Origin of the sequence: Streptomyces sp. NPDC018045 (assembly GCF_044327445.1) — a bacterium.
Lineage (GTDB): Bacteria > Actinomycetota > Actinomycetes > Streptomycetales > Streptomycetaceae > Streptomyces.
Map to the genome: position 1 here is coordinate 546,624 of NZ_JBIRFL010000001.1, position 25,089 is coordinate 571,712.

Annotated in this window: 25 protein-coding genes; 13 read left to right on the plus strand and 12 right to left on the minus strand. The window is 73.0% G+C overall.

Annotation, left to right across the window (positions count from 1 at the left end):
• Nucleotides 1-27: 27 nt before the first annotated feature.
• Both ACH4EB_RS02260 and ctaD read right to left on the minus strand, forming a co-directional pair.
• Complete coding sequence (locus ACH4EB_RS02260; protein ID WP_398345345.1) at nucleotides 28-381, minus strand: hypothetical protein; 354 nt, start codon at nucleotides 379-381, stop codon at nucleotides 28-30.
• Nucleotides 378-2,003 carry a cytochrome c oxidase subunit I gene (gene ctaD / locus ACH4EB_RS02265; RefSeq protein WP_398345346.1) on the minus strand — a complete coding sequence of 542 codons (1,626 nt, stop codon included), beginning with the start codon at nucleotides 2,001-2,003 and terminating at the stop codon, nucleotides 378-380. Before ctaD ends, ACH4EB_RS02260 begins: the two co-directional genes overlap by 4 nt.
• Before the next feature lie 81 nt (nucleotides 2,004-2,084).
• Here ctaD and ACH4EB_RS02270 point away from each other — a divergent pair, with 81 nt between their 5' ends.
• Both ACH4EB_RS02270 and ACH4EB_RS02275 read left to right on the plus strand, forming a co-directional pair.
• The gene (locus ACH4EB_RS02270) at nucleotides 2,085-2,786 is read left to right on the plus strand and encodes an RNA polymerase sigma factor (RefSeq protein ID WP_398345347.1); all 702 of its coding nucleotides are present in this window, start codon (nucleotides 2,085-2,087) and stop codon (nucleotides 2,784-2,786) included.
• 103 nt (nucleotides 2,787-2,889) lie between these two features.
• The gene (locus ACH4EB_RS02275) at nucleotides 2,890-3,915 is read left to right on the plus strand and encodes a CU044_5270 family protein (protein WP_398345730.1); all 1,026 of its coding nucleotides are present in this window, start codon (nucleotides 2,890-2,892) and stop codon (nucleotides 3,913-3,915) included.
• A gap of 192 nt (nucleotides 3,916-4,107) precedes the next feature.
• Here the strand turns inward: ACH4EB_RS02275 and ACH4EB_RS02280 are convergent, their stop codons facing one another.
• Entirely contained in the window at nucleotides 4,108-4,674 is a 567-nt protein-coding gene (locus tag ACH4EB_RS02280) for a superoxide dismutase family protein (RefSeq protein ID WP_398345348.1), read from the minus strand.
• A 438-nt stretch (nucleotides 4,675-5,112) separates the two neighbouring features.
• Between ACH4EB_RS02280 and proP the strand changes: the two genes are divergently transcribed.
• Entirely contained in the window at nucleotides 5,113-6,678 is a 1,566-nt protein-coding gene (gene proP, locus ACH4EB_RS02285; RefSeq protein WP_398345349.1) for a glycine betaine/L-proline transporter ProP, read from the plus strand.
• Between the two features lie 151 nt (nucleotides 6,679-6,829).
• Here the strand turns inward: proP and ACH4EB_RS02290 are convergent, their stop codons facing one another.
• Both ACH4EB_RS02290 and ACH4EB_RS02295 read right to left on the minus strand, forming a co-directional pair.
• Nucleotides 6,830-7,093, minus strand: a complete 264-nt coding sequence (locus ACH4EB_RS02290; protein WP_398345350.1) for a hypothetical protein — start codon at nucleotides 7,091-7,093, stop codon at nucleotides 6,830-6,832.
• Between the two features lie 183 nt (nucleotides 7,094-7,276).
• Nucleotides 7,277-7,801 (minus strand): nitroreductase family deazaflavin-dependent oxidoreductase, encoded by a 525-nt coding sequence (locus tag ACH4EB_RS02295; protein ID WP_398345351.1) that lies wholly within the window; start codon nucleotides 7,799-7,801, stop codon nucleotides 7,277-7,279.
• 200 nt (nucleotides 7,802-8,001) lie between these two features.
• On the opposite strand from ACH4EB_RS02295, the gene ACH4EB_RS02300 reads away from it, so the two are divergent.
• Nucleotides 8,002-8,334 carry an antibiotic biosynthesis monooxygenase family protein gene (locus ACH4EB_RS02300; protein WP_398345352.1) on the plus strand — a complete coding sequence of 111 codons (333 nt, stop codon included), beginning with the start codon at nucleotides 8,002-8,004 and terminating at the stop codon, nucleotides 8,332-8,334.
• A gap of 22 nt (nucleotides 8,335-8,356) precedes the next feature.
• Here ACH4EB_RS02300 and ACH4EB_RS02305 read toward each other — a convergent pair whose 3' ends face one another.
• Together ACH4EB_RS02305 and ACH4EB_RS02310 are read right to left on the minus strand one after the other, a co-directional pair.
• The gene (locus tag ACH4EB_RS02305; protein ID WP_398345353.1) at nucleotides 8,357-8,941 is read right to left on the minus strand and encodes a hypothetical protein; all 585 of its coding nucleotides are present in this window, start codon (nucleotides 8,939-8,941) and stop codon (nucleotides 8,357-8,359) included.
• The gene (locus tag ACH4EB_RS02310) at nucleotides 8,938-9,708 is read right to left on the minus strand and encodes a hypothetical protein (protein ID WP_398345354.1); all 771 of its coding nucleotides are present in this window, start codon (nucleotides 9,706-9,708) and stop codon (nucleotides 8,938-8,940) included. Before ACH4EB_RS02310 ends, ACH4EB_RS02305 begins: the two co-directional genes overlap by 4 nt.
• A 207-nt stretch (nucleotides 9,709-9,915) precedes the next feature.
• Here ACH4EB_RS02310 and ACH4EB_RS02315 point away from each other — a divergent pair, with 207 nt between their 5' ends.
• A complete protein-coding gene (locus tag ACH4EB_RS02315; protein ID WP_398345355.1) occupies nucleotides 9,916-10,470 on the plus strand; it encodes a GNAT family N-acetyltransferase in 555 nt (184 codons plus the stop codon).
• Nucleotides 10,471-10,587: 117 nt separating this feature from the next.
• Here the strand turns inward: ACH4EB_RS02315 and ACH4EB_RS02320 are convergent, their stop codons facing one another.
• Nucleotides 10,588-12,684: a DHA2 family efflux MFS transporter permease subunit gene (locus ACH4EB_RS02320; RefSeq protein ID WP_398345356.1), complete on the minus strand. Its 2,097-nt coding sequence runs from the start codon at nucleotides 12,682-12,684 to the stop codon at nucleotides 10,588-10,590.
• Nucleotides 12,685-12,816: 132 nt separating this feature from the next.
• Between ACH4EB_RS02320 and ACH4EB_RS02325 the strand changes: the two genes are divergently transcribed.
• Nucleotides 12,817-13,770 carry a peptidoglycan-binding protein gene (locus tag ACH4EB_RS02325; protein ID WP_398345357.1) on the plus strand — a complete coding sequence of 318 codons (954 nt, stop codon included), beginning with the start codon at nucleotides 12,817-12,819 and terminating at the stop codon, nucleotides 13,768-13,770.
• A gap of 179 nt (nucleotides 13,771-13,949) precedes the next feature.
• Complete coding sequence (locus ACH4EB_RS02330) at nucleotides 13,950-14,612, plus strand: HAD-IA family hydrolase (protein WP_398345358.1); 663 nt, start codon at nucleotides 13,950-13,952, stop codon at nucleotides 14,610-14,612.
• A 265-nt stretch (nucleotides 14,613-14,877) separates the two neighbouring features.
• Here the strand turns inward: ACH4EB_RS02330 and ACH4EB_RS02335 are convergent, their stop codons facing one another.
• Nucleotides 14,878-15,459 carry a TMEM165/GDT1 family protein gene (locus ACH4EB_RS02335; protein ID WP_398345359.1) on the minus strand — a complete coding sequence of 194 codons (582 nt, stop codon included), beginning with the start codon at nucleotides 15,457-15,459 and terminating at the stop codon, nucleotides 14,878-14,880.
• A gap of 240 nt (nucleotides 15,460-15,699) precedes the next feature.
• Entirely contained in the window at nucleotides 15,700-16,458 is a 759-nt protein-coding gene (locus tag ACH4EB_RS02340; protein WP_398345360.1) for an ABC transporter permease, read from the minus strand.
• A gap of 222 nt (nucleotides 16,459-16,680) precedes the next feature.
• Between ACH4EB_RS02340 and ACH4EB_RS02345 the strand changes: the two genes are divergently transcribed.
• From ACH4EB_RS02345 to ACH4EB_RS02355, 3 genes are all read left to right on the plus strand, one after another.
• Nucleotides 16,681-17,325: an HNH endonuclease family protein gene (locus ACH4EB_RS02345; protein ID WP_398345361.1), complete on the plus strand. Its 645-nt coding sequence runs from the start codon at nucleotides 16,681-16,683 to the stop codon at nucleotides 17,323-17,325.
• 207 nt (nucleotides 17,326-17,532) lie between these two features.
• Complete coding sequence (locus ACH4EB_RS02350; RefSeq protein WP_398345362.1) at nucleotides 17,533-19,332, plus strand: alkaline phosphatase D family protein; 1,800 nt, start codon at nucleotides 17,533-17,535, stop codon at nucleotides 19,330-19,332.
• Between the two features lie 317 nt (nucleotides 19,333-19,649).
• Nucleotides 19,650-20,123, plus strand: coding sequence for a DoxX family protein (locus ACH4EB_RS02355; protein WP_398345364.1), 474 nt, complete (start codon nucleotides 19,650-19,652; stop codon nucleotides 20,121-20,123).
• A gap of 158 nt (nucleotides 20,124-20,281) precedes the next feature.
• Here the strand turns inward: ACH4EB_RS02355 and ACH4EB_RS02360 are convergent, their stop codons facing one another.
• Complete coding sequence (locus ACH4EB_RS02360) at nucleotides 20,282-20,983, minus strand: superoxide dismutase family protein (RefSeq protein ID WP_398345365.1); 702 nt, start codon at nucleotides 20,981-20,983, stop codon at nucleotides 20,282-20,284.
• A 379-nt stretch (nucleotides 20,984-21,362) separates the two neighbouring features.
• On the opposite strand from ACH4EB_RS02360, the gene ACH4EB_RS02365 reads away from it, so the two are divergent.
• Nucleotides 21,363-22,010, plus strand: coding sequence for a DedA family protein (locus ACH4EB_RS02365; protein WP_398345366.1), 648 nt, complete (start codon nucleotides 21,363-21,365; stop codon nucleotides 22,008-22,010).
• 67 nt (nucleotides 22,011-22,077) lie between these two features.
• Nucleotides 22,078-22,626 (plus strand): GNAT family N-acetyltransferase, encoded by a 549-nt coding sequence (locus ACH4EB_RS02370; RefSeq protein ID WP_398345367.1) that lies wholly within the window; start codon nucleotides 22,078-22,080, stop codon nucleotides 22,624-22,626.
• A gap of 83 nt (nucleotides 22,627-22,709) precedes the next feature.
• Here ACH4EB_RS02370 and ACH4EB_RS02375 read toward each other — a convergent pair whose 3' ends face one another.
• Complete coding sequence (locus ACH4EB_RS02375; protein WP_398345368.1) at nucleotides 22,710-23,651, minus strand: universal stress protein; 942 nt, start codon at nucleotides 23,649-23,651, stop codon at nucleotides 22,710-22,712.
• Nucleotides 23,652-23,798: 147 nt separating this feature from the next.
• Here ACH4EB_RS02375 and ACH4EB_RS02380 point away from each other — a divergent pair, with 147 nt between their 5' ends.
• The gene (locus tag ACH4EB_RS02380; RefSeq protein WP_398345369.1) at nucleotides 23,799-25,004 is read left to right on the plus strand and encodes a methyltransferase; all 1,206 of its coding nucleotides are present in this window, start codon (nucleotides 23,799-23,801) and stop codon (nucleotides 25,002-25,004) included.
• The last annotated feature ends 85 nt before the right edge of the window (nucleotides 25,005-25,089 follow it).

A 25,089-nucleotide genomic window follows, 5' to 3' on the forward strand; every position in this document is an offset into this window, starting at 1 on the left:
CGTCAGGCCGTCGTCAGGCCGTCGCCCTCACCCGCCGGTGAGGGCGACGGCGACCGTCACCGCGCCGGCCACCAGCGCTCCCGTCACGGCGAGCAGCCCCGTCACCAGCCGGCGCCGCAGCACCTGGTGGACGCCCTCGTACTCGGCGCGCAATTCCCCGCTGCGCGCCGCGATCCGCCGCAGATACGCGCGGGAGAATTCCAGTTGGTCGGCCTGGTACTGCCGCTCGACCTCCTCCCGCTGCGCCCGGGTCAGCCACGGCAGCCGGGCGCTGAATTCGCGGGCCCGGGCGCGGGCGCGGTCCTTCTCGGCCTCCCAGAGCAGATAGCCTTCGATCTCGTTGATCGCCTCGGCCGTACTCACCGGCGTACCGCCGCTCATACCAGTACACCTCGTTCCTTCTCACTGACCGGTTCGGGCGCGCCGACCTCGGGGTGGTGCAGGTCGAACGCGGGGGATTCGGAGCGGATGCGCGGCAGCGAGGTGAAGTTGTGGCGCGGCGGCGGGCAGGAGGTCGCCCACTCCAGCGAACGTCCCCAGCCCCACGGGTCGTCGGAGGCGACCTTCTCCCCGTACTTCGCGGTCTTCCAGACGTTGTAGAGGAACGGCAGTATCGACAGGCCGAGCAGGAACGAGGCGATCGTCGAGATGGTGTTCAGCGTGGTGAAGCCGTCGGCGGCCAGGTAGTCGGGGATGCGGCGCAGCATTCCTTCGGCGCCCAGCCAGTGCTGGACGAGGAACGTGCCGTGGAATCCGATGAACAGCGTCCAGAACGTGATTTTCCCGAGCCGCTCGTCGAGCATCTTTCCGGTGAACTTCGGCCACCAGAAGTGGAAGCCGGCGAACATCGCGAAGACGACGGTGCCGAAGATGACGTAGTGGAAGTGGGCGACGACGAAGTACGAGTCCGTCACGTGGAAGTCCATCGGCGGGGACGCCAGGATGACGCCGGTCAGGCCGCCGAAGGTGAAGGTGATCAGGAAGCCGACGGCCCACAGCATCGGTGTCTCGAACGAGAGGCTGCCCTGCCACATCGTGCCGATCCAGTTGAAGAACTTCACCCCGGTCGGTACCGCGATCAGGAAGGTCATGAACGAGAAGAACGGCAGCAGGACGCCGCCCGTCGCGTACATGTGGTGCGCCCACACCGTGACCGAAAGGCCCGCGATCGAAATCGTCGCGGCGATCAGACCGATGTAACCGAACATCGGCTTCCGGGAGAAGACCGGAATGACCTCGGAAATGATGCCGAAGAACGGCAGCGCGATGATGTACACCTCGGGGTGGCCGAAGAACCAGAAGAGGTGCTGCCACAGCAGCGCGCCGCCGTTCGCCGCGTCGAAGACGTGCGCACCGAATTTGCGGTCCGCCTCCAGGGCGAAGAGAGCCGCCGCCAGCACCGGAAAGGCGAGCAGGACCAGCACACCGGTCAGCAGCACGTTCCAGGTGAAGATCGGCATACGGAACATCGTCATGCCGGGCGCGCGCATACAGACGATGGTGGTGATGAAATTGACCGCGCCCAGGATCGTCCCGAAACCGGACAGCGCCAGGCCCATGATCCACATATCGCCGCCGATCCCCGGGGAATGCACGGAGTCGGAGAGCGGCGCGTAGGCGAACCAGCCGAAGTCGGCGGCGCCCTGCGGCGTGAGGAAACCGCCGACCGCGATCAGCGAGCCGAAGAGATAGAGCCAGTACGCCAGCATGTTCAGCCGGGGGAAGGCGACGTCGGGGGCGCCGATCTGCAGCGGCATGATCCAGTTGGCGAAGCCGGAGAACAGCGGCGTCGCGAACATCAGCAGCATGATCGTGCCGTGCATCGTGAACGCCTGGTTGAACTGCTCGTTCGACAGGAGCTGATGGCCCGGCCGGGCCAGCTCGGCGCGCATGAGCAGGGCCATCAGGCCGCCGACGCAGAAGAACGCGAACGAGGTGATCAGGTACAGGGTGCCGATGGTCTTGTGGTCGGTGGTCGTCAGCCACTTCACGGGGGACTTCATGCACCGTAGGTGTCCGGGGCCGCGGAAATCTTCACCGCGGGCGGGTGTGAAGATCCTGTACGTGCCGGACACCAACAGATCATGAGCAAGGACGCAGGCGCCGAGGACGGCCCCGGCCAGGACTTCGACACGGGCGTCGACACAGGCGTCGATGAGGCCTTTGCCGACGCCTACCGCGCGCACTACTGGGCGGTCAGCCGCTTCGTCGCCCGCCGGCTGGACAGCGGGCAGACGGACGATGTCGAGGAGGTGGTGGCGGAGGTCTTCTCCATAGCCTGGCGGCGGCGCGCCGAGCTGCCGTCGTCCCCGCTGCCCTGGCTGTACGGCGTGGCCCGCAACTGCCTGTCGAACACGGTGCGCGGCTTCGGCCGCTACCGGCGTCTGCTGCACCGTCTCGGCAACCACGAGGCCGCGCACCGCCGCCAGACCGTGGACAGCCCCGACGCGGAACGGCCGGGCTCCTGGGTGCACGAGGCGCTGGAGCGCCTCTCCCCCGCCGACCAGGAAGTGCTGCGCCTGACGGCCTGGGAGGAACTGACCCTCCAGGAACTGGCCGTCACCCTCGACTGCAGCCAGAGCGCCGCGGCGATGCGGCTGCACCGGGCGCGCAACCGGCTCCGTACACAGATAGACCGCCTCCGCCCGAAGGGGGCGCCGGAGCCGGGGCCCGGCCCGGGCCCCGCCCCTCCCCCGCCGCGCCCGCGCGCGCACCGTACGCCCGCACTTCCCCCCCTGCCCGCTCCCGCGGTGCCGACCCGAGCCGGAGGCCGCAGCCTTGACTGACGAACTGGGGCTGCTGCGGCAGGCCGATCCCGTACGGTCCGACGAAGGGCCCTGGCGTGACCGCCCGCTCACCGCGCGCGCCGAACACCGGCTGACCGCGCTGATGGGCGCCGACGCGCCGGCTCCCACGCCGGTGCGCGCCCAGGAGCACGCCACCACCCACGAGCACACCACCAACGTCCACCGGCACACCGTCAGCGCACACCAGCGCGCCGCCCGCGCCCGCCGTCCACGCCGCACCCGCCGCCTGCTCATCGGCGCCACCGCGGCCTCGGCCGCCGTACTGGCGGTCCTCACCCTCACCTTCTCCGGTGCCGGTACGACACCGGCGGAGGCCTCCCCCGCCCCGCTCGTCGTGCAGCGCGACGCGCCCGCTCTCCCGCTCGACGAGGTCGCCCGCAACGCGGAGGCGTACGCCCGCGCCCAGCGCGACGCTCCCAAGCCGCACCGGGGCAGCCACCTCCAGAGCTGGTACCTGAGCATGCGGACGGGCCCGAACGCCGAGCCACCGGTCACCGTCCCCGAGGAGCGCATCACCCGCTGGAACCCGGACGGCAGCGGCTCGGAACTCGTCGTCGCCACCGACCCCCGGCACCCCGGCCGACCGGTGATCAACGACGCCGACGGCGCATGGCGCACCGTCAACGACGGCAAGGTCCTGCACCGCAAGACGTATCCGGCGGGCACCCGCCTGGACGACCCGGTCACCGGCGAGGGCACGCTGCCCGCCCGGCCGCCCGCCGACCCCGACGAACTGCGCTCCTACCTCGCCACGTTCTACAGCGGCGCCGGCACGAAGACGCAGCCCCTGCTCATGGCCCTGTCCTCCTTTCTCCAGGAGTGGACCCCGGGCCCGCGCGAGTCGGCGGCGCTGGCCCGGATGCTCTCCCGGCTGCCGGACCTGCGCCCGGCCGGGCAGGTCGTCGACCGCCTCGGCCGGCGGGGCCAGGCGTACGCCTACCACGGCACGGACACGTCGGACGGCGCCATGGACGGGGCCCTGCAACTGGTCATCCTCGACCCGGAGACCGGCCGGGTCCTCGGCCTGGAGACGACGTTCACGAAGGACGTCCCCGACTTCAAGATCAAGAGAGGTGATGTGCTGTCGTACGAGGCGTGGCTGCCGTAAGAGGCAACGGCCCTGCGGCGACGGATTCCGGGGCCCGGCCCGGCGCCCTGCACAGGCAGCCACCGGCCGCCACCCGGGCAGGTCCGCGCTCCTCCGAGTGGCGGGGTGCGGCCGGAGGGCCGATGCTTGATGGGCGCGACGATCCCGCGGCGCGGCAGTGCGACACTGCCGCGCCGCGCACGTCCGAAGGGGTCAGGCCAGCGGAACGTTGACGCAGGCCAGGCGGGCGCCCGCGGTCCCCGCGTGGCCGGGTTCGGTGTGGGTCCGGTGCTCGTGGACGACCACGGAGCGGGCCTGTCCGTGCCGGACGTGCCAGTTGACCCTGGCGGCCGAGGCGCCGTCGCCGTCCTCGTCCGTCCTCAGGTCGAGCCACACCTCGTTGCGCGGGTTGGCGTAGGCGGGGTCGGTGGAGGGCTGCACGGGGTCGGGCACGTTCTGGTAGTGCGGGCCGGAGTCGTTGGGCTTCGGCCCGCACGGCTTGGTGTGGACATGAGCGCCGTACGTACGGTCCGGGACCAGGCCGGACAGGCGCAGGGCGACGACCGTACGGGCGTCCTTGCCGGATCCGTACCGCTTCTCCACCACCGTGACCCGGCTGCCCTCGGGCACCAGGGCCGGGTCGTAGGTGACGGCCTCACCCGTCGGCGAGGCGGCGAAGTGGGCGCGGACGGTCACGCTGGTGCACTGCACTCCCATGGATGGCGCGGCGGCCGGCGCCATCGCCAGTGATGCGGTCAGCACTGCCGTAGCGATAGACATGCGACGCACCCTCGCGTCCCGGCGCGCCGGTCCGGAACCGGGTATCCGGTCAAGCGGAACGTACGGGAGAGTTATGGAAGAGGGGTGGGGGAAGGGACCGCGGGGCACCCGGGAGGCGGCGTGAAGTGGGCCGCCGCGGGCCCCGGAGAAATTCTTCGGCACGGCCTGCATACATCGGCGCGGAGTGGGCAGGGTCAGGTTCGTGCGCTGCGCATGTGGCGCAACACAGGGCAATTCGGTTGCGGTGATCACCGCGAGATGGATCACATTCATAAAGGCCGGATAAAGACCCTCGGGACGCCGTTTCCCCTGCCGGGAGCTGGGCTGCGCGCTGTTGCGCGGTCAACCGTGCACTGTCCGTGATGAGCCGCTCTGCCCCTATGGTCGACCTTTGCCCGTCACGCCATGACGGGCCGGACCCGCCAACGCGGGTGTTCCATGCAGTCGACCCAGAGAGCGCAGGCGAGCGAGCACGTGCCGACGCAGTCACCCGTCGCACCGCGGACCCGTACCGGTGGTCCCGTACCCGACCCGGCCAAGCCGGAGAAACCGGAGAAGCGGGGGCAGGGCAGCGACGACGTCACCGTCGTCGACCCGACCATGGTCAAGCGCGCCGTGTCGGCAGCCGCCGTCGGCAACGCGATGGAGTGGTTCGACTTCGGCGTCTACAGCTACATCGCGGTCACGCTGGGACAGGTCTTCTTCCCGTCCGGCAACCCGACCGCGCAGTTGCTGTCGACGTTCGGCACCTTCGCCGCCGCCTTCCTCGTCCGCCCCATCGGCGGCATGGTCTTCGGGCCGCTCGGCGACCGTATCGGCCGGCAGAAGATCCTCGCCATCACCATGATCATGATGGCCGCGGGCACCTTCGCGATCGGTCTGATCCCCTCCTACGCCTCCATCGGCGTCTGGGCACCGATCCTCCTGCTGGTCGCCCGGCTGGTGCAGGGCTTCTCCACCGGCGGTGAGTACGGCGGTGCCTCGACCTTCATCGCCGAGTACGCGCCGGACAAGAAGCGCGGCTTCCTGGGGAGCTGGCTGGAGTTCGGCACGCTCGCCGGTTACGTCGGCGGCGCGGGCCTGGTCACGCTGCTGACCTACCTCTTCCGCCACGATCACGACGCCCTGCTGTCCTGGGGCTGGCGCATCCCGTTCCTGGTCGCGGGCCCGATGGGCATCATCGGCCTCTACCTGCGGATGCGGCTGGAGGAGACGCCGGCCTTCGCGCAGCTCGAACAGGAGGCGCGGTCCAAGGAGAAGGAGCGGCGGGAGGTCGAGAAGAAGATCGGCCTGCGCGAGATGATCTTCGGTCAGTGGCGCTCGATGCTGCTCTGCGTCGGCCTGGTGCTGGTCTTCAACGTCACCGACTACATGCTGCTGTCGTACATGCCCAGCTACCTGACCTCGGAGCTGAAGTACGACGAGACGCACGGACTGCTGGTCGTGCTGGCCGTCATGGTCGTGATGATGTGCGTGCAGCCCTTCGCGGGCCGGCTCACCGACCGCTTCGGGCGCCGCCCGGTCATCGCGACCGGCTGCGTCGGCTTCCTGGTGCTGTCCGTACCGTCGCTGCTGCTGATCCGGCAGGGTTCGCTGGCCGGCATCGCGCTGGGCATGGCCGTCCTCGGCCTGCTGCTGGTGTGCTTCACGTCCACCATGCCGTCCACGCTGCCCGCGCTGTTCCCGACGAAGGTGCGCTACGGCTCGCTGTCCATCGGCTTCAACATCTCGGTCTCCGTCTTCGGCGGTACGACGCCCCTGGTGGTGACCGCGCTGATCGGCGCCACGGGCAACAACATGATGCCCGCGTTCTACATGATGGCCGCCGCCGTGGTCGGCGGAATCGCGGTGCTGATGATGTCGGAGAGCGCGGGCAAGCCGCTGCCGGGGTCGCCCCCGGCGGTCGAGACGGAGTCGGAGGCACGCGCGCTGCGCCGGGCTTCCGGCCCGGCCTCCAGGCCGGCTGCGGGCAAGCGGCGGGTGGCGGCGAAGTCTCCTGCCTGATCCGCCCGGTGGCGCGAGCCACCGCCGCGCACCCCCACGACGCCGGTGCGCGAGGACACCCTTGTCCTCGCGCACCGGCGTTTTCGGCGGTACGGGCGCGGCGTGGGCTGCGCACGCCCCGTGGGTCCCACGCGCCCCTGCGCCCCGTACCTCAGGTGTCGCTCGGGCGGTTCGGACCCACCCAGCCGCCGTTGTCGCAGGTGCGCCCCAACGGGTCCTTCTTGCCGTGTGCGTAGAGCCCGTCGCCCGTGATCGCGCCGGTCGGCGAGGGGAAGAAGCTGGTGTAGGCGAAGCGGCAGGAGTCACCGCCCGCCGAACGGTCGTGCGCGGGACAGGCCGACGCGGCGGGAACGGCGGTCAGCACGGCGCCGGCCACGGAGACCGACACCACCGCGGCACGGGTGAACTTCCGCATGGGGTACAAGAGGTTCCCTTTCGTCACCGGGCCGCGCCCTCGCGCGCCCAGGTGGCCATGCTGGCGGGAAACCGCCGCCCGGACCCGGCCACACTCCGGTGTCCCCGCGACTGCAACCCCAACAGCGGACCCGGCCGTCACCTCCACCGCCGCCGCCCCGTTGACTCCTCCCGGCCGCCCGCGTCACTGCTCCACGAGCCGTACGAACGGTATGTTCTCCCCCGCCTGCCGGTAGCCCTCCGGCGTGCCGTCGACCTCGAATCCCATGTACGCCGTCAACTGTCTGGCCGCCTTCGGGTGCTTCGGCGCATACCGCGCCATGACCCGGCCGCCCTCCTCGGCGGGGAGGAAGTGCGCGATGACGGCACACCGCCTGCGGCCGACCTGGATGGTGGCCCTGGGCTGCGCCTGGAGATTGCGGTACCACTGCGCGCCCGGACCGAAGCCGGAGGCCAGCGTCCACGTACGGGCCTGCCGGTCGTACGACACCACTTCCAGGACGACCCGGCGGGTCTTGCCCGACGTACGGCCGAGGTGCTCCAGAAGCAGCAGCCGCTTGCCGAAAAGGCCGCCGAGACCGAGCCGGTAGAGGTGGATCGGAGCACGGAAGGCAAGCCGTTTCCAGCCCGTCGGCCGCTCCGGTCTGCTGACCCGCCGCGCCGCCCGCGGCGTCTGCGACGATCCCTGTCCCGCTTCTGAGTTCGACATGCTCCGACGCTAACCCCGCCCACCGACAACGGGAGTGACGCAACCGGCCGAGCTGTGGCCCGGACGCGGGACCGCCCGCGGCCCCGCGGACCGGCCGACAAGGTGATCAAGGCGCGAAGCCGCCGGCCCGGCCCGCGGCACCGGCCCGGCGGGCGGCCCTGGCCTCCGCCCGCCGGCCGGCATGGGGCACGATGTTCGGTATGAGCATCGTGAAGATCAATGTGCTGACCGTCCCCGACGAACAGCGGGAGGTCCTGGAGAAGCGCTTCGGCGCACGCGCCGGTTCCGTGGAGTCCTCGGACGGCTTCGAGTGGTTCGAGCTGCTGCGCCCCGTCGAGGGCACCGACCAGTACCTCGTCTACACGCGCTGGCGGGACGAGGAGTCGTTCCAGGCCTGGATGGAGGGGCCGATGAAGGCCGCGCACCAGGGTGGTGGCGCGGAAGGCGGCGAGCGGCCCAAGCCCGCCGCTTCCGGATCCACGCTGTGGTCCTTCGAGGTGGTGCAGCAGGCCGGACCGAAGGCGCAGGGCTGAGCGACCCGGTGACCGGGGCGGCTCAGAAGTCGAGCAGCCGCTGGGCCGTCTCCCGGTAGTGGCGCAGGGCGACGCGGAGCTGTTCGGTGTCGGTGCCGCCCTGCTCCCAGGACGTGTGCAGGGCGCGGCGGCGGGCGGCCAGGGCCTCCGGGAGGAGAGCGGCCAGTTCCTCGTAGATGCCGTCGGCTTCCTGCACGGCCTCACGGGGGCGGTCGACGAAGCCGTTGACCGCGTGGTCGAGCCGCTGCCGCAGCTTCTCCCGGGCGTCGGAGGGGAGCAGGGGCTCGGGGGACCCCGCCCGGCCGGGGGTTTCGGACGGGGTGGATGAGGCGGGTGTGCCGGTCGCGCCGGACCCGCCGGGCGTTCCCGCGGGGTAGTCGGTCCCGGTGCCGGGCAGGCCGGCGTACACGCCCGGTTCGGACTCGGTGGCGCCCTGCGTGGCGGTGGGCGGCGGTGCGGTCGGCTGCTGGGCGGTCGGCTGCTGGGCGCTGCGGTCGCCCTCGTACGCCGCGGCTCCGCGCTCCGGGGGCGGCATGCCCTCGCTCGCCGCGCGCTCCCCGGGCGTCTCGACGGGACGTCCGGTCCCGCGTTCGTCGTAGCTGCTCATCGCGCACCGCCTTCCGCGGTGTCGTGCCCGTGGCCGCGGCCGTGCGTCCAGGGAGAACGCAGCCGGTCGCCGAGCCGCCGGGCGGTGGGCTTGTGGTGCCGGGCACCGGGCCGGCCGGTCGCGGGGCCGTGGCCGTCGCCGGACGGGTCGGTCCGGCCGTGCGCCGTGCCGCCGTGGCCGTGGCCCCGGGGGCCGTGCGCGGCGGAACGGCCCTGGCCGGCTTCGAGCAGTTCGGTGAACAGGGCGCGTGCGTGGACCACGGCGGCGCGCAGTTCCTCGGTGCCGGCGGCGTTCTCGGGCCGGTTGTTCCGGGCGCGTACGGCCGTCTCGTGGGCCTTGCGGTAATCGTGGACGGCCTGCGCGTGGTGCACGGAGAGCGCGTCGGTCTGCTCGTCGTAGGTGTCCGCCGGGTAGCCGCGCTCGCGGGCGAGCCGGCCGATCAGCAGGTCGGCCTCGACGACGGCCTGCTCGGGCTCGTCGACGAACTGTCGCTGTACGGCCTCCCACCGCTCCTCGTACTGCAGGCGCAGTTCGGCGCTCAGCGGCAGCGGACGGAACGCGCCGTGCCGGTCCAGCCGCTGGTTCAGCTCGCGTTCGGCGGCCGTGGTGTCGCCGTCGTGCACGGCGACGGCGCGTTCGTACTCGGGGCCGAATCGCCGTCGCAGACCTCTGCTGCCACTGCGGGCGACCTTGGCGCGTGCCATGAGGACGAGAGCGGCGATCACGAGTAGTGCCACGATGGGGACGATGATGAGAGTGATGGACATACGGGGCGGGTTGCCCGGCCCCGGGGCGCCAAACACCGCCAGGTGAAGGGCCCTTGGGGCATGACGGTCCGGTACGGCGGCCCGGTGCGGCGGGGCGTACGGCGGCCCGGCGGGGCGGTACGGCGGCGCGGTGCGGTGGCGCGGTGCGGTGGCGTGCCGCGCGATATTCGCGGGCGGCCGTGCGGGCCGTACCGGCACAATGCCGCCATGACCGACGCCGCCACCAGGCTCCCGCCCGTGACCTGGCACCTCTCGGCCGAGCCCGACGACTCGCCCGCCGCCACGGCCCTGTTCCGTGAGTACTACACCGAGGTCGCGCAGCGGTACCACACCCTGCACGGGCGGCCACGGATCACCCCCGAGGAGATCGACGAGGGGGTCGCCGGGTACCCGCCGGGCCAACTGGCGCCGCCGATGGGCGTGTTGTTCGTGGCCCGGCAGGCGGGTGCGGCCGCCGGGTGCGCCGGGCTGCTGCTCATCGACGGCGGGCGCACGGCGGAACTGAAGCGGGTCTTCGTCCGGGCGCCATGGCGCGGACGGGGCGCGGCGGGCGTGCTGATGCGCGCCGTCGAGCGCCGCGCGGCGGAACTGGGCGCCGAACGCCTCCGGTTGGACACCCGGCGCGATCTGACCGAGGCGGTCGCACTGTACCGCGCGTACGGGTACGCGGAGATTCCCGCCTACAAGGAGGATCCGTACGCGGATGTCTTCTTCGAGAAGCGGACGGGGGCGGCGGGAGGTGGGGCGGCAGGCGGAGAGTAGGGCAGCGGAAGGCGGAGCGGGCAGGCCGGGAGCAGGGCGAAGGCAGCCGGGGCAACGCCGGGATGCCGGGTTCCGTGGGGCGGGGAAACCGGTACCGCCGCGCTCGGCGGCACCGGTTCAGCGCGGCGCCGCCGGCGGGCGCCGCCTGCGGATCTCACCGTCGTGCTGCGGACTCTCCGCGTCCGAGCCGCACAGTTCCGCGGTCAGCTCGTCGACCAGCTCCGCCAGGTCGGTCGGCCGGTCCTCGGTCCACCAGTCCCCGAGCAGTTCGGCCAGCGACCGGCGGCGCGCGTCGGCCAGCCGCTCCGCGACCGCGCGGCCCTTGTCGGTGAGGACCAGCGGCAGCCCTTCCCGTACGGCCAGGCCGCGTTCCTCGACCTGCCGGGCGGCCTCGGCGATCACCCGGAACGGCACGATGCTGCGCTCGGCGAGCAGGGCGGGCTCCACCGACCCGTAGCGGTTGATGCGCAGCAGCATCCAGCTCGCCGCGGGCCGCAGGTCCAGCCCGGCCTCCTCGGTGATCCGCTCGTAGACCGCCTTGCGGCCCTCCAGGCTGCCCAGCTTGGACAGCGCGCGGCAGACCTCGTCGTACGAGGAGCGCTGCACGGGGTTCGAGGACAGCACCTCGGAGGTGTCGGGCGCGGTGACGCCGCGGCGCAGCGGCTCCTCGCGCAGGAACCAGGCCAGGACGAAGGCGACCAGCACGACCGGGGCCGCGTACAGGAAGACGTCGGTGATGGAGGTCGAGTAGGCGTCGAGCACACCGGACGCGGCGTCGGCGGGCAGTTGCCGCACCGTCCGCGGGTCCTCCGCGATCTTCGACGGATCGATGCCGGGCGGCAGTTGGCTGCCCGCGAGGGCGTCGGCGATCCGGGGCCCCAGCTTGTTGGCGAAGATCGTGCCGAAGATGGAGACACCGAAGGAGGAGCCGATCGACCGGAAGAAGGTGGCGCCCGAGGTGGCCACCCCGAGGTCCCGGTAGTCGACGGCGTTCTGCACGATCAGCACCAGGACCTGCATGACCAGGCCCAGCCCGAAGCCGAAGACGAAGAAGTACAGGCTCATCACGGGGACACCGCTGGACGGGCCGAGCTGGTGCAGGAGCAGCAGGCCGACGGCCGTGACGGCGGTACCGGCGATCGGGAAGACCTTGTAGCGCCCGGTCCGGCTGACGAGCTGCCCGGAGGCGGTCGAGGACAGCAGCATGCCGACGACCATCGGCAGCATGTGCACCCCGGACATGGTCGGCGAGACGCCCTGCACCACCTGGAGGAAGGTCGGCAGGTACGTCATCGAGCCGAACATCGCGAAGCCGATGACGAAGCCGATGACCGCGGTCAGCGTGAAGGAGCGCAGCCGGAACAGGCGCAGCGGCAGCACCGGTTCGGCGGCCCGCCGCTCGACGGCGACGAACGCCGCCAGCAGCACGAGCCCGAGCACGCCGAGGCCGATGATCTGCCAGGAACCCCAGCCGTAGCTGACGCCGCCGAGCGAGGTCATCAGGACGAAGCAGGCGGCGACCGCGGCGATCAGCACGGTACCGAGGTAGTCGATGCGGTGCGGGGTGCGGCGGACCGGGATGTGCAGCACGGCGGCGATGACGGCCAGCGCGACGATCCCGATGGGCAGGTTGATGTAGAAGACCCAGCGCCAGCTCAGATGGTCCACGAACAGGCCGCCGAGCAGCGGCCCGAGCACGCTCGTCGCACCGAAGACCGCGCCGAACAGGCCCTGGTAGCGGCCGCGGTCCCGGGGCGGCACGATGTCGCCGACGATCGCCATCGACAGCACGATCAGACCGCCGCCGCCCAGCCCCTGGACCGCGCGGAACGCGATCAGCTCCGGCATGTTCCGCGCGATGCCGCACATCGCGGATCCGATCAGGAAGATCACGATGGCGGTCTGGAACAGCCGCTTGCGCCCGTACTGGTCGCCCAGCTTGCCCCACAGCGGGGTCGCGGCGGTCGAGGCCAGCAGGTACGCGGTGACCACCCAGGACAGATGGTCCAGGCCGCCGAGGTCGCTGACGATGGTGGGCAGCGCGGTGGCCACGATGGTCTGATCGAGTGCCGCGATGAGCAGACCGAGCAGCAGCGCGCCGATCGCGACGAGGACCGTCCGCCGGGACTGGCCCTCGCCGGGGACGGCCGGAGCACCGGTGTCCTGCGCCATGAGCGCCTCTCTTCGTGCGGGCGGGGTCGGACTTCCCTCCATCCTGATCGTTTCGGTGGGATACGGCCTGCTGAGAGCCGTGGGGCCCGGTGGCTCCCGGATGCTCCCTGTGCAGGAAGGGGTCAGACCGGGATAATCGCTGACCGATCGAGGGCTTCAGGAGGGGGAAGGCTCGTGACGGCTCAGACCTGCCCGCACTGCTCGGCACCCGCGCGTGACGACGGCCGGCCGAGGTGTCTGTGCCAGGCGGTGGGCGCCGAGGACTTCGATCCCCTGCGGGTACGCCCGTACGTGCGCCTGCCGGACGGTACGGACACCACCGGGGCGGCGGGCACGACGGCGGACGCCCTGCGCCCCGAACCGCGCCCCGCGCCACGTTTCGGCTTCCGCACGGTGCCCCCGGCCGGGTCCAGGACCGGGGTACGGGGCGGGCCGGGGACGGATGCCGGGGGCGGGCCCGGGGCCGGCCTCCTTCCCGACGCGCGCACGGCAGCGCGTGACGACGCCGCCCGCCGCCGCAAGAAGCAGGCGGCGCTGGCCGTCATGGCGGTCGCCGCGGCGTCCTTGGCCGCGGGAGCGGTGCTGCTCAGCGGGGCGCTGCTGTCCGACACGGATCAGTACCGCGCCCTGCCGGACGACCACCGGCACATGCCCAGCGCCGCCCGGACACCGGACAGCCGCGACGACGGCCCCGCGGGCGGCGGTCCGGGCCGCCGGGCCGCGCCGCCGTCCGCCGCGCCCACCCCGGCGCCTCAGCGGCCGACCAGGGCCCGGCCGTCGCCCGGCCCGTCCCGAGCCGCGTCCCCGCCGCCCAGCCCGTCGGCGGCCGCGCGTACGGCCACGGCGTCCGGCAGCATCACCGGCGCCCCCGAGAGCCGCGCGCCGAGCAGCCCGCCGGCCGGGCCGCTCGTGCTGCGGGAGGGGGCCGGCGGGCCGGAGGTGCTGGAGCTCCAGCGACGGCTGGAGCAGGTGGCCGCGTACCCGGGTCCGGTGGACGGCCGGTACGGCGCTGCCGTGCGCGAAGCCGTCGCCGCGTACCAGTGGTTCCACGGGCTGCGGCAGGACCCGACCGGCGTGTACGGGGTGCAGACCCGCCGTTCACTGGAGGCCCGTACGGTCGAACCGTGAGCCGGGGCGCGCGGCCGGACGGACGCGTGCGGACGGGCGGGCGGCCCGTCGGCCGAGGGGGCGGTTGGCCTCACACCGGGGGCTCTTTGTATCGTGTAGGAACAAAGTGGTTCCGCCCGCACTCCCTGACCGGCGGGCGGAGCCGCTTGACTCTTTCCTCAGCGCCCAGGAGCCCGCCGATGCCGGCAACCACCACGCTCACAGCCCGCGCCCTGCTGCTGGACATGGACAGCACGATCGTGAACTCCGAGGCCGTGGTCGAGCGCTGCTGGCGCCGCTGGGCCACCGAGCAGGGGCTCGACACGGACGAGGTCCTCAAGGTGGTGCACGGCCGGCAGGGCTGGGCCACGATGGCGGCGCTGCTGCCCGACCGCCCGATGGAGCTGAACCACGAGGACAACCGGCGGATGCTGGAGCAGGAGACCGCCGACGTCGAGGGCGTCGTGCCGGTCCCGGGCGCGCCCGCCTTCATGGCCGCCCTCGCCCGCCTCCCGCACGCGCTGGTGACCTCCGCCGACATCGCCCTCTCCGACGCCCGGATGGGCGCCGCCGGACTGCCGATGCCGGACGTGCGGATCACCGCCGAGTCGGTCAGCGCCAGCAAGCCGGACCCCGAGGGCTTCCTCAAGGGCGCGGCCGAGCTGGGGTACGCGCCCGAGGACTGCGTGGTCTTCGAGGACTCCGAGGCGGGCATCGCGGCCGGCCGCGCGGCGGGGATGCGGGTGGTCGGCGTCGGCGAGCGGGCCGGGGCCTTCGGTCCCGACGTCCACGTACGCGACCTGGAGCAGATCCGCGTCGAGGCGCTCGCGGACGGCTCGATCGCGCTGCACGTCGACGCCTGAACCGCCCTGCGCGACGACACCTGAACCGCCCGCGCGTCGAGGCCTGAACCGTCCGCGCCTCGGCGTCTGGAACCGCCCGCGCATCGACACCTGAGCTGCGGCCCGCCCGTCGGCAGGGCGGGCCGGGTCACCGGTCGGCAGGGCACGCAGCCGACCGGTCACGACCCACCGGACCAGCCACGGCCCCACCGACCGGCCAAGCCCCGCCGGACCAGCCACGGCCCCGTCGGCCGGCGCGTCGGCGGGGACGTGGCCCGGGCCGCGCTCAGCCCACGATCGCCTCGTACAGGCTGAAGCCCGCCAGCAGCACCATCACCGCTGCCGCCACCTTCGTGATCAGCTTGAGCGGTACGTACTTCATCAGCGTGCGCCCGCCGAGGATGCCCAGGCCCGCCACCGCCCACAGGGCCAGCACCGCGCCGACGCCCACCGAGACCGGGTCGTCGTAGCGGGCGGCCAGGTTCGCGGTCATGATCTGGGTCAGATCGCCGAACTCGGCGACCAGGATCATCGTGAAGCCCGCCCCGGAGACCTTCCAGAAGCTTTGGTCGGCGGGCTTCTTGACCTCCTCCTCGTCCTCGTCCTTCTTGAAGAGCAGGACCGCCGCGCCCGCGAGGAAGAGCACGCCGACGACCGCCTGCACGAGGCGGTGCGGGAGCAGGGACAGCACACTGCCCGCGGCGATGGCGAGCGCGACGTGCACGGCGAAGGCCGCGGCGACGCCGGCGAACACGTACGAAGCGCGGTAGCGGGTGCCGAGCATCAGCCCGGCCAGGGCGGTCTTGTCCGGCAGCTCGGCCAGGAAAACGACGCCGAAGACGACGGCGGCGACGGTGAAACTGAACACGGGGTGTCTTACCTCGATCGGTCGGGCCGCACCGAGGGGCCCGGGAAAGGGGTCGCTTCGGCACGGCAGCGTCCCTTGCGCAGACGTGCGTCTGCGCAAACACTGCGGCCGAAGGTCTCGCTGGCGCGGCAGGGACACCGGTCACCTGCCACGCTCCGGGCGCCGGCCCACCGCGGGCGGCCTGTCACCTGTGCGGTGGCGGCCGACGGGCGGGCAGTATGTCGACGGTCCGGCGAAGAGCTACTCCCCTTCTGCTGGGGGCAAGGGTACGCGGTGCAGCCGCCCGCGGGCCACCAGCTCCAGCACCACCGCCACGGCCGCCGCCTGTACGGCGAGCAGCGCGACGAGGACGAAAAGCTGCACCGCGCCCGCCTGAACGGGTGACGCGCCGCCCAGCAGCATGCCGACGAAGGCGCCGGGGAGCGTGACGAGTCCCACGGTGCGGGTCTGGTCCAGGCCCGGCAGCAGCGCGTCGGACGCGGCCGGACGGGCGACCTCCATCCGGGCCTCCCGGTCGAGCAGGCCCAGCGCCAGCCCCGCCTCCACCTCCCCGTGCCGTGTCTCCAGCTCGTCCAGGGCCCGCCGCCCGCCGAGAACGGTGGCGGTGAGGGCGCCGCCGATCAGGATGCCGGCGACGGGGACGAGGGTGACGCCGCGCGGCGGGACCAGGCCGGTGAGCAGCAGGGCGCCGACGACCGGCACGACCCCGGCGGCGAGCGGCGCGGCCGCCCACCACCAGGTGCGGTTCGGGGTGAGACGGCGGCCCGCGGTCCGTACGGCAACCGCGAACATCAGTACGAGGAAACAGAGCAGCCAGGGCACGTCCCGTACCACCCAGCCGATGAGGTACGAGACGGCGGCGAGCTGGAGGGCCGCGCGCAGGCCGGCGAAGGCGATGGCCCGCGCGTGATCGAGGCGGGCGAGCGCGGCGACGGCCACGGCGGCGGCGAGCAGGACGGCGAGAACGACCCCGAGGGTGGTGTTGACCGGCAGCAGCACGCGATCACTGTAGGGCGCGGCGGACGGCGCCCCGGAAGGGCGCACGCGCCCGCGCACGCCACATCCCGGGCCGCCGGGGGCGGGTGACGTCATGTCAACCCCTTGAAGTGACGTGAGCATGTCGTCACCCTGTTACCTGGGGACTGCCTCGCGGTAACCCCACGGCACCACCATGAGGCCCCGTCCCGCACCTCGACTTCCCCCCACAGCAAGGGAGTTCCGATGCCCAAGGTCTACGCGCGTCGTGTCACACTCGCCGCCGGATCCGCCGCCGCCCTCGCCTGCACGCTGGTGCTCGGCACCCAGCCCGCCCAGGCGGCGCCGCCCACCCCGCCGGACGCCGCGACCGCCCGCGCCTATCTCGCGCAGATCAAGGAAGCCCCCCAGGGCTCGCAGGACGGCTACAGCCGCGACAAGTTCCCGCACTGGTCCGACCAGGGCAAGAACTGCAACACGCGCGAGGTCGTGCTCAAGCGGGACGGCGAGAACGTGCAGACCGACAGCAAGTGCGCCTCGACCGGCGGCACCTGGAAGTCGGCCTACGACGACGGCGTGTGGACCAAGGCGTCCGACGTGGACATCGACCACGTCGTACCGCTGTCGGAGGCGTGGAAGTCCGGCGCCTCCAAGTGGACGACCGAGCGCCGCGGCCAACTGGCCAACGACCTCACCCACGCGCAGCTCATCGCCGTCACCGACAACGTCAACCAGGAGAAGGGCGACAAGGACCCGGCCAAGTGGCTGCCGCCCAAGACCTCGTACCACTGCACCTACGCGCGGATGTGGGTGTCGGTGAAGCACGTGTACGGGCTGACGGCCGACACGGCGGAGAAGGCGGCACTGAAGAAGATCCTCGACCGCTGCTGAGGGCCGTCGCCCGGCACGGCCCCGAACGGTGGGCGCCCGGTGGGTGATCGGCCGCTGACCGGCGGATGACCGGGTGACGCAACCGTACGACCGGACGGCTCCGTCTTTCTCCGCGAGGAGGCCGGAGCCGTCCCGTCACCCGCGCTCGGCTCCTATCCTCTGAGCACACACGTACGGGCACCGGCCCGTACGAGGGGAGGATCGCCGATGGCCGGGCTGCTCCTGGGGCCGCTGCTGCGGTACGTGGACGAGATCAGCGCGACGGTGTGGGTCGAGACCGACCGGCCCTGCGAGGTGCACGTCCGTTGCGAGAACGGCGCGGGCGGCGCCGAGCGCACATGGCAGGTGGCCGGTCACCACTACGCGCTGGTGCCCGTCGCCGGACTGGCGCCGGACAGCGAGACCCCCTACCGCGTCCTGCTGGACGGCGAGCAGGTCTGGCCGCTGCCCGGCAGCCGCTTCCCGCAGAGCACGATCCACACCCCGGCGGCCCCGGGCGATGCCCCGGCGGACCAGCACCTGCGCGTCGCCTTCGGCTCCTGCCGCTGGGCCGCGCCGCCCGCCGACGCCCACGACCCGGTCGGCCCGGACGCCCTGGACACCCTCGCCGCCGCGCTCGCCGCCGACCCCGCGCTCCGCCGCCCGGACGTACTGCTCCTGCTGGGCGACCAGGTGTACGCCGACCAGACCTCGGACGCGACCGCCCGGCTGCTCGCCGCCCGCCGCGACACCTCCGAGCCGCCGTGGCGGCAGGTCGCGGACTACGAGGAGTACACCCACCTCTATGCCGAGTCCTGGCTCGACCCGGAGGTGCGCTGGCTGCTGTCCACCGTCCCGAGCTGCATGATCTTCGACGACCACGACGTCATGGACGACTGGAACACCTCCGCGGCCTGGCAGGCCCGGATGCGCGCGACCCCCTGGTGGCGGGAGCGGGTGCTGGGCGGCCTGATGTCCTATTGGGTGTACCAGCACCTGGGCAACCTCTCCCCCGCCGAGCTGGAGAAGGACGAGCTGTACGCCCGGGTCAGGGCGCTGCCGGACGGCACGGACCTGGTACGGGAGTTCGCCGCGGCCGCCGACGCCGACCCGGGCTGTGCCCGCTGGAGCTACCGGCGCGACTTCGGCCGCGTACGGCTCGTCATGGTCGACACCCGCGCCACCCGCGTCCTGGACGAGGGACGGCGGGCGATGCTCGACCCGGCCGAGGCGGGCTGGCTGCGCGAACAGGTGCTGGCCGACCACGGCGCGTACGACCACCTGCTGATCGGCAGCTCACTGCCCTGGCTCCTGCCGAACCTGATCCACGACGCGGAGGGCTGGAACGCCGCACTGTGCGCCGGCGCGCGCGGCGCACGCTGGGCCCGCCGGAGCGAGTCGCTGCGGCAGCGGGCCGACCTGGAGCACTGGGCGGCGTTCCCGGAATCCTTCGCCGCGCTCACCGACCTGCTCACCGAGGCCGGCACGGGTGACGCGGCACCGGCGACGGTATGCGTGCTGTCCGGCGACGTGCACCACGCGTACGTGGCCGAGCCGCACTGGCACGACGGCTCCACGCCCGCCGCCCGCGTGCTCCAGCTCACCTGCTCGCCCGTACACAACAGCATCCCCGCCACCATGCGGGCCGGCTTCCGCTTCGGGTGGAGCCGGCCCGGCCGCCGGCTGGGCCACGCACTGGCCCGGCACGCCCGGCTGGAGCGGCCGCCGATCGGCTGGCGCCGCACGGGAGGCCCGTGGTTCGGCAACCAGCTCATGACCCTGGCGCTGGACGGGCGCGCGGCCCGGCTGCGGCTGGACCAGGCACAGCGCGAGCAGGGCGGCGGCGCGCGGCTGGTCCGCGCGTGGGACGAAGAGCTGACGGGCGGGAAGGCGCCGGGAGCGGGGAAGGGCGCGGAGGCGGACGCGGGGGCGGCCTCGGAGAAGGGCCCGGGGGCGGACGCAGGGGAGGGCCCAGGGGAGGCACCGGGGGCGGACGCGGGGAAGGGCCCAGGGGCTGACGCGGGCTAGATGGCGGGCCGCCTCACCCGGCCGCCCGGGCGCTTTACCCGCTCTTTTGCCTGGCCTGTCGCCGGGCTTTGCGCCGGAGCTGCCTTCTGCTGCCGCCGAAGCGTTCCGCCCGGCGGAGGGCCACATTCCAGGGCATCCCGGGGTGAGTTCGGTGGCCAGGGCACACACTGATGCCGTCGCTCGGGCGGCACTTCGGGCCATGACCATTTTCGGCCACCGGCCGGATATGGCCAGATGTTGAACTTGCAAGTACCGATTAGGTCTCCCTAACCTTTCTCCTTGTCGGTTCCCGTCCCCGAAACCGCAGGAGTTCCTCCATGTCCGCGCAATCCCCGGTGACCGAGCTCACCGAACGAATCAAGCCGCACACCCTCTCGCTCTTCCGCGTCGTCACCGGCCTGCTCTTCGCCTGCCATGGCGCGTCCTCGCTGTTCGGCGTCCTCGGCGGCGCGATGGGCAAGGGCCTGACCGTGCCCGTGGGAAGCTGGCCCGGCTGGTACGCGGCCGTCATCCAGTTCGTCGGCGGCGTCCTGGTCATGCTGGGCCTCGGCACCCGCGTCGCCGCCCTGATCAGCTCCGGCTCCATGGCGTACGCGTACTTCTCCGTGCACGCGGGCCAGTCCCTGTGGCCGCTCCAGAACGGCGGTGAGCTGTCCGTGCTGTTCTGTTGGGCATTCCTGCTGCTCGTCTTCACCGGCCCCGGCACCTGGTCGCTGGACCACCTGTTCTTCCGCTCGCGGCAGCCGGCCGAGGCCACGACGGGCGCCCAGCGCGAGCCGAGCGCGGCCTGACGGCAGCACGGCGGCCCTTCCAGCCACCACCCGGCGTCGAGCGGCGGCCCCCGGTACACACCGGGGGCCGCCGCTCGTTCACACGCCTAAGGGTGCCGCCGGGCCGCGCCGAGTCCGCTGGACCGGGCCGTAGGCGGAAGGCAGGTCCGGACCCGCGGTCAGAAAAGCTTCCCCAGGAGGCCGGAGACGGCCTTCGCGGCTTCCTTCGACTGGTTGAACGGCACGGAGTAGCACGCCACCACCCGGCCGGCCGTGCCCGCCACCCCGGCGCCGGTCGCGGTGCGCCGCTCGTGGATCGCCACGGACCGCGCCTCGCCGGACCGGAAACGCCACGCGTGCCGGGACTCGGCGCTGCCCTCGCCGCGCCCGTCGGTCGTGAAGTCCAGCCAGACCTCGTTCTTCGGGTTGGCGTAGGCCGGGTCGACGGACGGCGTGCGCGGGTCCTTGCGGTGCTGGTAGTGCGGCCCCGAGCTGTCCGGGCTGACTCCGCACTTGCCCGTGTGGACGTGCGCCCCGTAGGCGCGATTCGCCACCAGGCCGGCCACCCGCAGGCCGACCCGGGTCCGTGCGCTGTCGGCACGCTCACTGACCGTCACGCGGGAGTTCACGGGCACCAGCTTGGGGTCGTACGTCAGCGCGCTGCTCAGCATGGCGCTGTTCGGCCGTGTGAACTGCGCCGCGGTCGTGACGGCGTACTCCTGGTTGACGGTGTTCTTCACGATCTTGTCGCCGTCCGCCGCCACGGCCGCCGGTGCGAGCAGGAGCGCGCTCGCCGTGGCGAGGACCGCCGCGGAGGCACCCGCCGCCCTGGCCGCCGTCCGCCTGCGCGCCGCACCGTTCCCGGACCGCCCCCCGCTCACGGCCCTTCCCCTTCCAGTGGCCGGTTCCGCCGCGCTGTCCGACGCCGTCGACGGCTCCCTCAACGTCTGCATGCCTGTCTCCATTCGTGTGCCGTTCCGCTCCGGAGCGCCCTGCTGTGCGCACTTCACAAGGCACTTATATCGGCACATAACATGCCCAAAGCCGCGCTCTTTTGCGCCACGGCCGGAGCAGACGGGTGACAGTGCCGCCCGGGACGGTTCCGCGCGGGTGTGAACCCAACAACACCGGGCGCCCCGGAACGTCACTGCGGGCACGCCAGGCGTACGCTGTATGGCGGTAAGCCGCCCCAGCCGCCGATGCGACGTCGCGGCAGGGGTTCGGATCAGGAGAAGGACGTTGTTGGAAAGCCTGGGGTCGTTGAGCGACACCCCTTGGGTCTACGCGATCGTCGGACTCTCCGTACTCCTCGACGTCTTCGTGCCGATCCTGCCCAGCGGCGTCCTCGTGATCACCGCGGCCACCACCGCCGCGGGCACCCGCACCGCGGCCGGCGCGGTGGGCGTCTCCACCTCCGTACGCGGCGACGCCGACCTCTTCGAGATGCTGGCCCTGGTCCTGTGCGCCGCGACCGCCTCGGTGCTCGGCGACATGGTCGCCTACCGGCTCGCCTGGCGCGGCGGCGACCGCTTCGACCGCGCCATCGCCCGCTCCCGCCGCCTGACCGCGGCGCAGGAACGGCTCGGCGCGGCCCTGACGCGCGGTGGCGGCGGCATCGTCGTCCTGGCCCGCTTCGCCCCCGCCGGGCGCTCGGTGGTCAGCCTGGGCGCGGGGGTCGCGCACCGTACGGTCCGGGAGTTCCTGCCGTGGTCCGCGCTGGCCGGGCTGGCCTGGGCCGTGTACGGCGTGTGCCTGGGCTATGTGGGCGGTACGTGGCTGGGCGCGTCGTGGATCAGCACCGCCATGTCGGTGTTCGCGCTGTTCGCGGCCGGGTCGGCGGCGGTCTTCCTGATGCGCAGGCCGGAGCGGCAGGCCGCCGCGGCGTTCCCCGCGACCAGCTCGGACTGATCGCCCGCGGCACGGGGCGGGAAAAACGCGCGGGCGGATTGTCGGACCCCGATGCGACCATGTGGGCATGAACAACTGGCAGTGCCGCCCCGAGACCCCCGAGGACATCCCGGCCGTCCGCCGGATCGGCCTCGCCGCCTTCGAGACGGCCGGCGAGGCCGACCTCGTCGACGCGCTGCGGCGTGACCCGGCGGCCTGGCTGCCGGGCCTTTCGTACGTGGCCGAGCCCGCCGCCGGGCCGGGCGGCGAGTCGGCCGGCGCCGTGGCGGCGTCCGCGCCCGTCGTCGCGCACGCGCTGCTCACCCGCTGTCACATAGCCGGCGAACCGGCCGTCGCGCTCGCGCCGTGTGCCGTGCTGCCGGAGTTCCACCGGCAGGGCGCGGGCAGCGCCGTCGTCCGCGCCCTGCTGGACGCGGCCCGGGCCGCCGGCGAGCGGACGGCCGTCGTGCTGGGCCACCCGCCGTACTACCCCAGGTTCGGCTTCGAGCCCGCCTCCCGCTCCGGCATCCTGCCGCCCCAGGAGTGGCCGGACGAAGCGTTCCTCGCGCTGTCCCTGGACGGCAGCACACCGCCGCGCGGCACGGTGCGCTATGCGGAGGCGTTCGGCATCGACTGAGGGGGCCGTGGGGGCTTCCCTGGCGCGTCCTGCTCGGCTCGCGTGGCCTGCTCCCCTTGCCTGTCCTGTTCTCCCTGCGTGCTCTACTCCCCCTGCTCGCTCTGCTTCTCCTGGTTGCTGCGCTCGGACGCTTCCGGTACGACCGCGATCGGGCACACCGCGTGCAGCAGTACGGCATGGGCGACCGAGCCGAGGCGGCGGCCGACCGGCAGGCGCCTGCGGTGCCGGGCGACCACGACCAGGTCGCTGGACCTGGACGCCTCGACGAGCTGCCCGGCCGCGTCCGCCTCCCGCAGCTCGGCCGTCACCGCCACCTCGGGGTAGCGCTCACGGTACGGCGCGAGCGTCAGCGTGACCTGCTCGCCCAAGGCGTTCGCGTACTCCTGCTGGGTGCCTTCGTAGGCCGCCATGTATTCGAAGGACGGCGCGGTCAGCATCGGCCAGGCATAGCCGGAGACCACCTTCAGGCGCGCGCCGCGGCGGCTCGCCTCGGCGAAGGCGAAGCCGATCGCGCCCGGCTCGTCCGAGGAGGCGTCGACGCCCAGCGTGACCTGTGGCGGATCCGACCGGACCAGTTCGCCGTCGGGGCCGCGTTCGGCGCCGGCGCGGTCCGGGCGCGGCACGACCACCACGGGCCCCTCCGAATGCGCCGCGCACGCCATGCCGTTCGAGCCGAGCAGCAGGCTGGCGAAGCCGCCGCGCCCGCGCGAGCCGAGCACCAGCAGTTGCGCCTCGGCCCCGAGGGCGGGCAGCAGGGTGTCGGTGAGCCCGCTGAGGCTGCGGAATTCGATGCCCGGCAGACCGGCCGTGTCGGCCTGCCCGTCCAGCGTCTTGCGCAGGCCGTCCAGGACCGGGTCGCCGATGCCGGACTCGGCCGCCGCGCGGCCCTCCGAGGTGACGTACGGCCAGACGTGCACGACCTGGAGCGGCGCGGAGCGCAGCCGGGCCGCCTCGATCGCCCAGCGCAGTGCCCGTTCGCTGTCGGGGGATCCGTCCACCGCGACAATGACCGGCATGGTGTCCATGTCCGCCTCCATACGACCAACAGCGAGTGCTATGCCCAACTATTTCCATACTCCTACCCCGCGCCGTTCCGGCGACAGGGGACGAAGGTCCCTCCCCGGCACGGAGTAGAGTCGAACGTCACTTCTCAGCCCCTTACCTGGGACGCAATGAACACACTTCAGGCCCCGCAGTCCGTCGCGTGGACCGAGGCCGGCGCCGCCCGCGCCGCACGCTGGCGTTCCGAGAGCGGCGCCCCGGCGCCCCGGCGGGTGGTCGTCGCGGACGACCGCACGAAGGCCGACGACGCCTACAAACTCGCCTGCGAAGGCACCGCGCTACTGTGGCGCGGCGACTTCCACAACGCCCGCCAGTTGCTGACGGCGCTGGCCCGCCGTATCGACCGCCGCCCGCGCAAGCGGCCGCCGGCCGACCCAGCCCAGGCCTTCCACCAGCACCGGGCCGCGCAGAGCCAGCGCGCCCGCATCCTGGGGATGCTGCTGGTGCCCCTGGAGCCCGGGTACGGGCTCGCGCTGCGCCGCGCGCCCGACGTACGGGAGGCGTGCCTCCACGCGTACGGCCCGGACGACGCCGGAAGGCCCGCCGAGGGGGCGCGAACGGCACCCGTCGGGGCGGATCCCGCCCTGCCCCTGATCGTTTCGCTGCGCGAACTGCTCGGCGTGATCGGCGCGTACGAATGGCGCAGAAACGGCGTCGTCATACCGGCGCTCGGCGGCGACCGCGTCCACCCGTACTACGGCGTCTTCTCACCCGTCCGCGGCGAGTACGTCGACCTGGTGGCCCGGGCGCCGCTCCCGTCCGTCCCGGGTCCGGCGTTCGACATCGGCACCGGCACCGGCGTCCTGGCCGCGGTGCTGGCCCGGCGCGGCGTGCCCCGGGTCGTGGCCACCGACCAGGACCCGAGGGCGCTGGCCTGCGCCCGGGAGAACACCGAGCGACTGGGGGTGGCCGGCCGCGTGGCGGTCGTGGCGGCCGACCTGTTCCCGGCCGGGCGCGCGTCGCTGATCGTCTGCAACCCGCCGTGGGTGCCCGCCAAGCCCACCTCCCCCGTCGAGTACGCGGTCTACGACCCGGGCAGCCGGATGCTCCGCGGCTTCCTGAACGGCCTGACCGACCATCTCGAACCGGGCGGCGAGGGCTGGCTGATCCTGTCCGACCTCGCCGAACACCTCGGGCTGCGCCCCCGCGCCGAGCTGACCGCCGCCTTCGACGCGGCGGGCCTGACGGTCCTGGACCGCCTGGACATCCAGCCGCGGCACCCCCGCGCCAGTGACGCCACCGACCCCCTGCACGCGGCGCGCGCCGCCGAGGTGACCTCGCTGTGGCGGCTGGGGGTGGCGGGAGAGTCGGAGTAGGCCGACCGCCCCACCGAACCCGACCGCCCCACCGAACCCGCCCGTCCGAACGGACCGGCCCACCGAACCCGCCCGCACCGGCCGT

What these genes read in the sequence shown, in the direction of transcription:
- ACH4EB_RS02260 (WP_398345345.1), bottom strand. Translation starts at nt 381, where the DNA reads ATGAGCGGCGGTACGCCGGTGAGTACGGCCGAGGCGATCAACGAGATC.
- ctaD (WP_398345346.1), bottom strand. Translation starts at nt 2,003, where the DNA reads ATGAAGTCCCCCGTGAAGTGGCTGACGACCACCGACCACAAGACCATC.
- ACH4EB_RS02270 (WP_398345347.1), top strand. Translation starts at nt 2,085, where the DNA reads ATGAGCAAGGACGCAGGCGCCGAGGACGGCCCCGGCCAGGACTTCGAC.
- ACH4EB_RS02275 (WP_398345730.1), top strand. Translation starts at nt 2,890, where the DNA reads ATGGGCGCCGACGCGCCGGCTCCCACGCCGGTGCGCGCCCAGGAGCAC.
- ACH4EB_RS02280 (WP_398345348.1), bottom strand. Translation starts at nt 4,674, where the DNA reads ATGTCTATCGCTACGGCAGTGCTGACCGCATCACTGGCGATGGCGCCG.
- proP (WP_398345349.1), top strand. Translation starts at nt 5,113, where the DNA reads ATGCAGTCGACCCAGAGAGCGCAGGCGAGCGAGCACGTGCCGACGCAG.
- ACH4EB_RS02290 (WP_398345350.1), bottom strand. Translation starts at nt 7,093, where the DNA reads ATGCGGAAGTTCACCCGTGCCGCGGTGGTGTCGGTCTCCGTGGCCGGC.
- ACH4EB_RS02295 (WP_398345351.1), bottom strand. Translation starts at nt 7,801, where the DNA reads ATGTCGAACTCAGAAGCGGGACAGGGATCGTCGCAGACGCCGCGGGCG.
- ACH4EB_RS02300 (WP_398345352.1), top strand. Translation starts at nt 8,002, where the DNA reads ATGAGCATCGTGAAGATCAATGTGCTGACCGTCCCCGACGAACAGCGG.
- ACH4EB_RS02305 (WP_398345353.1), bottom strand. Translation starts at nt 8,941, where the DNA reads ATGAGCAGCTACGACGAACGCGGGACCGGACGTCCCGTCGAGACGCCC.
- ACH4EB_RS02310 (WP_398345354.1), bottom strand. Translation starts at nt 9,708, where the DNA reads ATGTCCATCACTCTCATCATCGTCCCCATCGTGGCACTACTCGTGATC.
- ACH4EB_RS02315 (WP_398345355.1), top strand. Translation starts at nt 9,916, where the DNA reads ATGACCGACGCCGCCACCAGGCTCCCGCCCGTGACCTGGCACCTCTCG.
- ACH4EB_RS02320 (WP_398345356.1), bottom strand. Translation starts at nt 12,684, where the DNA reads ATGGAGGGAAGTCCGACCCCGCCCGCACGAAGAGAGGCGCTCATGGCG.
- ACH4EB_RS02330 (WP_398345358.1), top strand. Translation starts at nt 13,950, where the DNA reads ATGCCGGCAACCACCACGCTCACAGCCCGCGCCCTGCTGCTGGACATG.
- ACH4EB_RS02345 (WP_398345361.1), top strand. Translation starts at nt 16,681, where the DNA reads ATGCCCAAGGTCTACGCGCGTCGTGTCACACTCGCCGCCGGATCCGCC.
- ACH4EB_RS02350 (WP_398345362.1), top strand. Translation starts at nt 17,533, where the DNA reads ATGGCCGGGCTGCTCCTGGGGCCGCTGCTGCGGTACGTGGACGAGATC.
- ACH4EB_RS02355 (WP_398345364.1), top strand. Translation starts at nt 19,650, where the DNA reads ATGTCCGCGCAATCCCCGGTGACCGAGCTCACCGAACGAATCAAGCCG.
- ACH4EB_RS02370 (WP_398345367.1), top strand. Translation starts at nt 22,078, where the DNA reads ATGAACAACTGGCAGTGCCGCCCCGAGACCCCCGAGGACATCCCGGCC.
- ACH4EB_RS02375 (WP_398345368.1), bottom strand. Translation starts at nt 23,651, where the DNA reads ATGGACACCATGCCGGTCATTGTCGCGGTGGACGGATCCCCCGACAGC.
- ACH4EB_RS02380 (WP_398345369.1), top strand. Translation starts at nt 23,799, where the DNA reads ATGAACACACTTCAGGCCCCGCAGTCCGTCGCGTGGACCGAGGCCGGC.